The sequence below is a fragment of the Candidatus Albibeggiatoa sp. nov. BB20 genome, from assembly GCA_016744725.1.
Classification (GTDB): domain Bacteria; phylum Pseudomonadota; class Gammaproteobacteria; order Beggiatoales; family Beggiatoaceae; genus Albibeggiatoa.
Map to the genome: position 1 here is coordinate 1 of JADGDW010000170.1, position 9,482 is coordinate 9,482.

Annotated in this window: 5 protein-coding genes; all 5 read right to left on the minus strand. The window is 38.6% G+C overall.

From position 1 onward, the window contains the following. The coding region (locus ABXH34_RS15680; protein ID WP_353572830.1) for a choice-of-anchor D domain-containing protein at positions 1–5,390 on the minus strand (5,390 nt) is incomplete at its 3' end. A 246-nt stretch (positions 5,391–5,636) separates the two neighbouring features. Continuing rightward, positions 5,637–7,088: a phage replication initiation factor gene (locus ABXH34_RS15685; protein ID WP_353572831.1), complete on the minus strand. Its 1,452-nt coding sequence runs from the start codon at positions 7,086–7,088 to the stop codon at positions 5,637–5,639. Between the two features lie 16 nt (positions 7,089–7,104). Continuing rightward, positions 7,105–7,809, minus strand: coding sequence for a TraX family protein (locus ABXH34_RS15690; RefSeq protein ID WP_353572832.1), 705 nt, complete (start codon positions 7,807–7,809; stop codon positions 7,105–7,107). A 3-nt stretch (positions 7,810–7,812) separates the two neighbouring features. Continuing rightward, entirely contained in the window at positions 7,813–8,400 is a 588-nt protein-coding gene (locus ABXH34_RS15695) for a hypothetical protein (RefSeq protein ID WP_353572833.1), read from the minus strand. An 11-nt stretch (positions 8,401–8,411) separates the two neighbouring features. Continuing rightward, positions 8,412–9,482 (minus strand): hypothetical protein (locus ABXH34_RS15700; protein WP_353572834.1); only part of this gene is annotated, 1,071 nt, incomplete at its 5' end.

Consider the following 9,482-nt stretch of genomic DNA (forward strand, 5'->3'; position numbering starts at 1 on the left):
GGATAAACCACATAAGCCTGTTGCAATGCACGTAAGTTCGCTGGAAAGTGCATACCTTGTTGTAAATTATCAGGCATGTCTAACCAATCACAATCATCTCCATTACAAAATGCCTTCGGTGCAGATTCAACAAACGCATCAAACATCGCGACCATATGTACATCAGTTTCAAATGCTCGCGTACGACGGCGAGCTTTATCTTTAGAAATAGTTAATAATACATCGCCATCTTCATTAAATTTTGCCACTTGGTCGCTGAAATCACAAGCTTTACCTTTGAATTCTGTCGGCTCGGTATCCACAGCCACATCACTAATTACTTCAACTAAGCCCGCTGGATTATTGCTCGATGGCGTAAGGACAAAACGTTGTTGCTCTGGGGTAATCATGGTGAAAAATCCGCCTGCATCCTGCGTTAAACCAACAGGTATATCAAGCGGTGCTTGTTCAACATCATTCACATCGGGTAAAAACGCAAACGTGATCCCTGCATAAAGACCTGTTCCGACAATATTTAATACCCCATTTTCATTTTGGGTAAAAATAAACTGATTCAAATCAACATCACCAATACTGAGTGTTTGCTTAATCCCTTGATTTAAATTGGCTTGTGCGGACTGTCCTGTTTTGCCACCTAAACTAAAACTGGTTGATAAATCGGCTATTTCAGGTAGTTGGGCTTGTCGCTGTGAGGGAATATTATTTGGGGTTAAATCTTTATAATTCAGTTTTGTGCCTACAGGTGCTATCAATTGTCCTGTTTCCAAGTCAACATTCCAGCCATCAGGTAAATAGGCTTGAATCTGTTGCGGGGTAATTTTATTGCTATCTAATTGAGTAAAAATAGTGCCGGGTTTTTCAGCTTGTTGAATCGCTTGTGGCTGAATCGAGGTTAATTTTTCAGGAGTGATACTGTTTAAAACATCGCTATGGAGTGCATCCACATTGTTTTGAGTAAAACCTGCTAAAGTCTCCAACGGCAATTGCTCAAACTGTTCAATATCGAGTGATTGCACTGTTTCTGGCTCTAAATAAGCAATGTCTGGGGCTTCAAATTGAGTGAAAATCTCTAACGGTAATTGTTGCAAATGTTGTGGCTTAAATATGGAAAACGCCGCAGATTCAATACCTCTAAATATTTCATTATCGATGGAATTCAATTCACTCTCATCCACACCAAAATCATCTAAATCAGGTCGGGCAATACTTTTAGGAAAAATCACCCCTTCGCCAATTGTGACATTATCAAGTAATTTTGTGGTGGGGCTGATGCGAACATAACTTAACGTTGCACCGTCAAGAATTTCAATATCGCCAAGATAAGCGGGTCGTGCAGGTGTGCCTTTAATAATTCCGCCAACTTGACCGCCAATAATTCGTGCATCTGCTTGTAATTGAATGTCTAAAATTGTGCCTTGGCTCTGAATTAAACCGCCAATTTTTCCGCCTTGTAACACCGCATTTTTTAATAATTCAATATCGCTAATTGTGCCGCGATTGCTTATATTACCCACAAACTGTCCGCCTGAAATTTCTGAATAAAGGGTAATGGTCGCATCCTGCATCACACCATGATTGATATTAACGCCACTGATTGAGCCACCTTGCATCGTTGCACCTTCCGCAAGCACAATATTACTGGCTAAACCCTCGTTGCTAATTTGTCCTGCTAATGTGCCGTTAGCAATACTTGCATCTTGTTGAATATAAATATTTTTGACTGTTTGACCACCAATATTCGCATTACGTTCTAAACTACTGTTATCTTTAATTAGAGTGACTATGGGCGCAACAAAAGGAGTCGATCCTATAGGCGTAGGCACGATGACTTCAGGTGAAATAATGACGGGCGGTAACTCTGGCTCAGGCGGTTCGACTATTCCATCTTCACACGCTAAGGTTGTCACTGTTTGTGTGGCGGGTGCTGATACGGTTAAATCTGCGCCAATAGCTCGGATTTGATACTGATAACCTGTGCCGCATTGTAGATTTGTATCTGTATAATTTGTGGTATTGGATGCTGTATTTTGAATGATTTGGCCATTTCGCACGATTTGATAACCGATTTCAACTTGATTATTATTCTGCCAAGTCAGTTGAGTTTGTGAAATCGAATCAGGGCTGACATTAAAATTTAGCGGGACTTGCAGTGATTCTGGGCAAGGGAAGTCGATTGTTGCAAGATTAGAAACTGGAGAATCACCTATCTCATTGGTTGCATAAATTTGATAATTATAGCTTGCACCACATTGCACAGTATCAACATAGCTTGTGCTATCAGCAGGCAATTGCACTAAGATTTGCTGATTTTTTAATACAATAAATTGGGTTTCATTATAACTATTGTCTTGCCAGTTGAGTTGTATTTGGTTATCAATCAAGGCAATTTGTAAATTACTGGGTGCGAGTGGTGCTTGTGCAATATCATTATCAATAATGCTGACAGTCAGACTATTTCCGCTTTGCTCATCTATAATAAATTCAATATTTTCAGCACTATAAGTTGAGTCTTCGGTGCTGATACTGTGGGTAATTGTGGCAGTTGCATTGCCTTCTACTTCTAAATCATCTACCGCTAATAAGCGTACGTTTTGTGATTGATTCCAATTTAAGCGGCTGAAAATCAAGCGTCTTGGATAAATAGAGAATTGCTCACTGTCGGTTTCAATATTTATTGTGACATCTTGATTTGGTTCAGTGTTGAGTTTGATGCTGTAATTGTTCGCCTGCCCAGATTCAATAACTTCAGACAATTCACCTGTTTGTGTGATAACTACCCCCGCATCATTATCAATAATATCAAAGCTTAATTCGGTATGTTTATCATCATAATTGGCATCATCACTGACACTGCTATGAGTAATAAAACCCAGATGTTCGCCTTCTAAAATACTGTCGTCCACAGGAGTGACGGTTAATTCAACAGGCGTGATGTCAAGCAACTGTATAGAAACAGATTGGCCTGCAGCTTCATCATTAATGGATAACTGAGTATCTGGCGTAATTGTAATATTGACCACTGAAGTTGGAATACTAGCTAATTCAATCGTATAACTTGTTGTGGTATCGGTTTCAGATAAAAGCGTTTGTTGAATTGTATAAATAAAATCTGCTTGATTAACTTGATGTGACAGGCCTTTGTTATTACCACTCAAATAGTGATTGTCATCACCTGCATAACTGATACTAAAATCATAGTCACCAATTTCATCAAAAGTAATGAAACAACCGCTATTGCCATTATGGGTATTTGTTAAAGTCCGACTGCAACTGTAATTACCACTAGAAATAGTGACATCACCCGTTGGAGTTGTACCTGTTGCTGAACTGACTTCAAAGAAAATATACACTTCTTGGCCTAATGCGGAGGGCGTTGGGGAGGCTGTTTTAAACTCGGTCGTTGTGCCTGCTTTGGTAATAGAAATACTTTTACTGACTTCAGGGGCTACATAATATTGGCTTGTGCCTGCTTGGTTGGCGGTCACAGTGCAAGTCCCAGCATTGAGATAATTCAAAGTATCGCCGCTAAGTGAGCATGTTGCACTCGTGGTTACAGCAAATACAATGGAGTTACCAGAATTGCCACCTGATGCACTTAATGTCGCACTGTTACCCACAATTCCCGTACTTGAAGGACTAAAACTAATGGTTTGGGATGCTTTATCAACATTAAAAGTTTGGGATACATCGGGCGCAGCATAGTAGATTGCACTGCCTGTTTGTGAAACTGTCACGGTGCAATTACCCACATCATCAATTGAAATGCTTGAACCGGTATTGCTACAACTGCCGCTGGTGGCAAAACTAGGGCTTAAACCTGAACTGGCTGTGGCGGAAACCGAAAAATCAGCATCTTCATAGATTTTGTCTGATAACGTGCCAAAGGTAATGGTCTGAGAAATCTTTTCTATGGTAAAGGTTTGGGATACATTGGTGGCAGCATAGTAAGTTGCATTGCCTGCTTGCGAGGCGGTAACAGTACAACTGCCCACATCATCAATGGAAATGCTTGAGCTGGTATTGCTGCATTCTCCATTAGTTGCAAAGCTAGGACTTAAGCTTGAACTGGCTGTAGCGGAAACTGAAAAATCTGGATTGCCATAAATTTTATCCGATAACGCGCCAAAAGTAATAGTTTGTGTCAGTTTTTCCCCTAAACCTGTAATCGTGAAAATATAAGGGTTTTCATCAGGATCATCGCTGGCAATGCTCACTGTGCAATTATTGGTTGCAACCGCAGTTGGGGTATATTGTATTGAGAAATCACTGCTGCCTGTGGTGGCGACTAATGGTGAGGTGGGCTGAGTAGTCACGCTGAATTCGGTACAACCTGCTCCACTTAAAGCAACTTTAGGTGATCCAGACAGAGTCAATGATGCTTCACCTGTATTTTTAACCGCATAGGTTTTAGTAGTGTTACTGCCGATTGTCACCGTACCAAAATCGGTATTATCCGCCGTTGCAGGCGAGGTATCACCATCAGAAATAGACGCTGCATTACCTTGTACATCGATTTCCATTCCAGCACTCACAGCTGCACTTGCTGCTAAGAAATTCCAACCGGGGCTAGCACCTGTTAAAGCGGTAGGCTTCACTGAAAAACATATGTATTTACCGATGTCACTGGCAGTTACAGTATAAGTTGCACTGGTTGCCCCCGCAATTTCATCAGCATAATAGCCACAACTTGCAGATGAATAGCTAAACCATTGGTATTGCGGTGTACCTTCTAAATCCCCTTCGTTATCACTATATGTTCCGTGAGACCCTGTCAGTGTTTCACCTATTATCATAGAGCCAGAAACATTTAAACTACTTGCTACAGGTGCTTGTTCTGTATTAGATTCTAATTGAAAGTTATTAAATGAAAGTCCATCGGTATCTGAAAAACTAATTGTCACTCTATCCACATTTGAAACGCTTAAGCTAATTGTAGATATACCAGTTGAAGCAGTATGCGATTGAGTTGAGATCGTATTACCCGCTTTTGTAGATAAAACGGTAAGCGTTTGTGTTGTGCCCGTCGTATTGTTTACATCAAACCCATAGATATTAAATGAATGTACAAAAGAATTTGGATTGCCGGGAGATACAATAAAGTTGACATAAGCATTACTGCCTTTATTGGCAAATCCATCAGGCTGAATAGTACAACTAATACCAGTACTGCCTGCTATTTTTGCCCAAAAATAAAATGTATATGGATCAGTATGTACTGGTGTTGCACTATCACCCTGACTTGTGCAATAGCCATTCACAAACTGATCTGCGACAAATGAATATGTAACAGCGGCCGCTTGAACTTGAGAAAATACAATAAAAAAAAGCGTCCCAGCCAATGGTGGTAACACTTTTTTAATTGAATGGAGAAAGCGATTAATGGCGGTCAAATTCTTTCTCCCAATACATTGGTATAATTTGGGCATATATTAATTTACTGAAGGATCATCACAGGAAAATGTAAATTTATAATTATTAAATTTAAAAAACTCCAAAATAGCAACATCTTTTTATATTAATATTTATTGTATTCAATAGATTATATATTTAATTGATTCTCTTACAAACAACAAATTTCAGTCTGATTTAACTGTGAAAGTTCGTTATTTCACTTTATTATTGACAGTTTGTTGTCACTAACAGACGGCGTTTCCTATTAGCCGTCGTTTAGTCAGTCGCTCCTCAAATTCACACTCCATATTTAGTATAACTTCGTGGTAGTCCCAAGAATGATAGCGTTGTTCATAATAGCGTAGAATATCGGAAAAGATACCTTGCTTTTGCAAGTCTTGTATAACTTCATCAGCATAGTAACCTTTTCTGGCATAAAGAGACAAGGTGCACCCTAGGTAAAGCGCAATTAAACGATCTATTGCGGGGCTATAATCCTTTTTTGTTACGCCATACTCCCGTTTTAATACTTTGACTTGTGAGACTCCCCAGTTGACTTGAGTCATGAGGATTGTCCACATTGGATCAATAAAGGTTGATGAGTATTGCAGGCGGTATGAGGTCATGCCATAGAGCCAGAGGCTAGGAATATAATAGGATAGTTGGGCGTAGCTTTTGATTTCAGGTACACCATTGTCATCAGGGTTTTGGGCTAGATAAGCACTAAATTGGTCGATGACATTATGATGAAATCGAACCTCAAAACGGCGCACGGTTTGGCCTGATTGATAGGGTGATGGAAGTTCGGGGATTTCTGAATTACTGCCCCAGATTTCTTCCCAAAATTCTAGTTTATCGGTTTTAGTAGATTGTAAGGTTTTGTTATAAATAGTGAATTGGGTTGAAGTTGCAGAACCATAAGTTAGTGTTTCGGTTCTACCATAGATAACTGCAACTTGACCTTGTTCCAGTTCAATATTTTGTATGCCTGAGTGGCGATAGTTCTTTTTTGAGCGACAAATAAAGCGTTGTTCAAAGTCTTGTGGAATATCCCAGCCCATCACATCAACACATAGGTGAGCCGCTACACCTGAGTGCTTCCAATCATTTAAGAATGCACTAGCAAAACTATCTAGCATAGATTGAACATCATTCACCGAGGTTGAACAAAGCAAATGAGGTGAGCATTCTATTTTTAAATGGGAGTAGGTTTCTGAATCACTGGTGAAACGGGGCAAGCCGTCATATTCATCTCGTTCGATTTCTAATTTTTTAAAGCGGGTGCAGAAAAAAATAATAATGCCGAGTTCGTTATTTTGTAGGCGATACATGTAGCCTGATTTGCCGCCACTACCAAGGATAAATTGATAGTTGCCTGTTTTGGTTTGGATATTAACCAGAGCGCCAATTTTGTTTTTATACTCGTACTCTATATCAAGGAAGGTTTTAACATGGGGTATGCCTTCATAGAGTTGTTTGATTGTGTCAACACCTTGGTGCAGAACATGGACGTTGCTTAAGTCTATTTGTTGAGCATCAGAGGTAGTAAAATAACGTGGAGGTAATGGGTAGTTTGGGGTTTCATTCAAATCAATCGATAATTCATCAATCTTATGGGTTAGTTTATTTAAAAGCTCTTGAGGCAGATTGATGGAATAGATAGATTGTTCAGATGATTCTAGATGTCTAGTAGCCATAATAAATCCTTTCTAGTTAATTAAGTTGTAATAATTGTTGTAAAACAGAAAAAGCAACGATATGCACGATATAAATTTGTAAGGAGTACTGGGCGGCAAACCTTAAATATTTATTCGTCACTGAATTTTTATAAAACAAAACATCAAGATAGAAATAGCTATATAAAACGAGCAATAATATTAAGGGTGCAAGCATTGAGTAAGGCATTGAGGCAAATGCAAAATACAGTGGAAATTGAAACAATATGGCTAGTATTAGGTATGTTATAGAATAGTACAGTTGTTTGTTATATAAGCTTTTTCCAGCCATAAAATAGAAAAATGCAATATGGATATAGATGGGGTAATAGTAACCTTCAAAACTCATTTGGATAGCAAAAGCCAACAGGGATAACGACAGTACAAGGATCAATGTGCTGATACTGGAAAGATGACGCAGCAGATAGTGATAAGTTGTGGCTAGTATAAAAAATGTAATGAGTATGTCTAGGGAGTTGCCACCGATGCAGAAGGTCAGTAGTAAGCCCCAAAATAGATAGGATGGTTTTATATGATTATTGCCATAGCCTGCCAGAAATAGAAATACAGGCGCAGCTAAACGGCCAATGATGCGCAGTGGTTCATAATCTATAAAAAAATAGCCTGTGTGGTCTATGACCATGGATATAATTGCAATGGTTATCAGGAGGTCATAGGATTTAAGGCGGTTTGTTATAGTCATGATTTAAACTGTTTGCTGCTTTATGTAGTCTTTAATCAGTTGACTACTGAGTAAGTGTTTTGTTGTGAAACGTTCTGTGTCATGAATCAATTCATCAATTGCTTTAGTTTGTACACAACCAATCATGGTTTGTAGAAAAACTAAATCATGAATGGGAATATTGGGAGGCAATGACACTTGAGATAAATCAAACTTCTTCACTGAAAATACAATCGGTGAGTTACGAACAATAATTAAATTATTGGAGGCCTTTTGAAAAATTTGGGTAAATTCAGGGTGTTCATAGACATCACAGAAGATAATCAGTGGATAATAACCGCGTCTTTTTTCATATAGTTCATGATAGTACTTGCCAAGGATTGGAGAATATTTTTCCCATAAGGCACATTTCGGAGACCACAGGTAGACCAGAGCAAAATCACAGGATTGAAATTGGGGCGATTCTATATCAAAGTGCTGGTGTAAATTGGGCAAGGCATGAAGCACACTGAATAGCTCAGCAGGCATGACCGTCTTAAAAATACTTTTTTCAAAACTTAAATCAAAAAATTGTGAGTCAAATTGTTGACCCAAGTTTACTGATAAATTCATAGAATAATCCCCTAGAATGGCAAGTTAGATAAAATTCCACCCGATTGATTAGATGATTGCAATTTGGTATCAAATGAAAAAAACATCGTATCGCCAAGAACTAAGGTTAGTTTGTCTTTATCCACACCCCAGTTGTAAACCTGAAAACCCCATGACTTCAAATCCATATCGCTATATGACTCAATTTTCTGTGACCTGTCGTCTGGATCATAAATATTGAAGGTAAATCGGATGTCACCATGCTGGTCAATAAAATAGTTGGTTATTTCATAATGATAGTAACGTAATACGTCTAAAAATGGATATTTAACAAAGCTTTGCTTATAACCAAACCGTTCGAGACTAGCGAAAAAATCACAGGTTTGAGGTTTATCTTGTTTTTTATGTTTTGGCTTAGTGGAAAAAAATGAGCTAGTTGGTTCTGGTTCAGGATTGGCTCTAGGCAAAATTTGACCTTGTTGCTGTGGTGATGTGGTAGTCATTTGTGGTGTGGAGGGAAAAAATATACTGTAACCACCACTGAAGAAATAAAAAAGCAAGGCAAATAGGACAATAACTCCTGAAAAAGCGGCTAATGTGACAATAGTATCGCCACGACCAATTTTTGATTTTAATTTATCCTCAAAAATAGGCTCATTAGGGTTTTTGTAGTTGGATGCTTTAAGATATTGGGAATAATAATATAATTTGCTGTCATAAAATCGCGGAGGAAGATAATGCGAAACCCCTTGATTATAATATGTTCTTAATTTAGGTTGGCCATCTGCGTCTAACTGTACAGTTTTACTTTTAAGCATGTAGTTACTTTTTCCATAATGGCGACCAAATGAAAAAACATCATCATCGGGACTGTTTTGGATGAAGTCACCAAACATCACTTTTTGCTCATCATCAACAAAAAGAGCGGGGTAATAGTGTTGTCCTTTTTTTTCTGAAAAGAAGCTGGGTAAACGTGCACCTAATATTTGTCCAGTATCGTATACGGTATAGTATTGGAGGTAACGATACATAAAGCTTTTAATCGGTTTTTTGGACATGTCCCCCGCTACTACATCGTAGGTACGGGCTACATGAAAGGGATG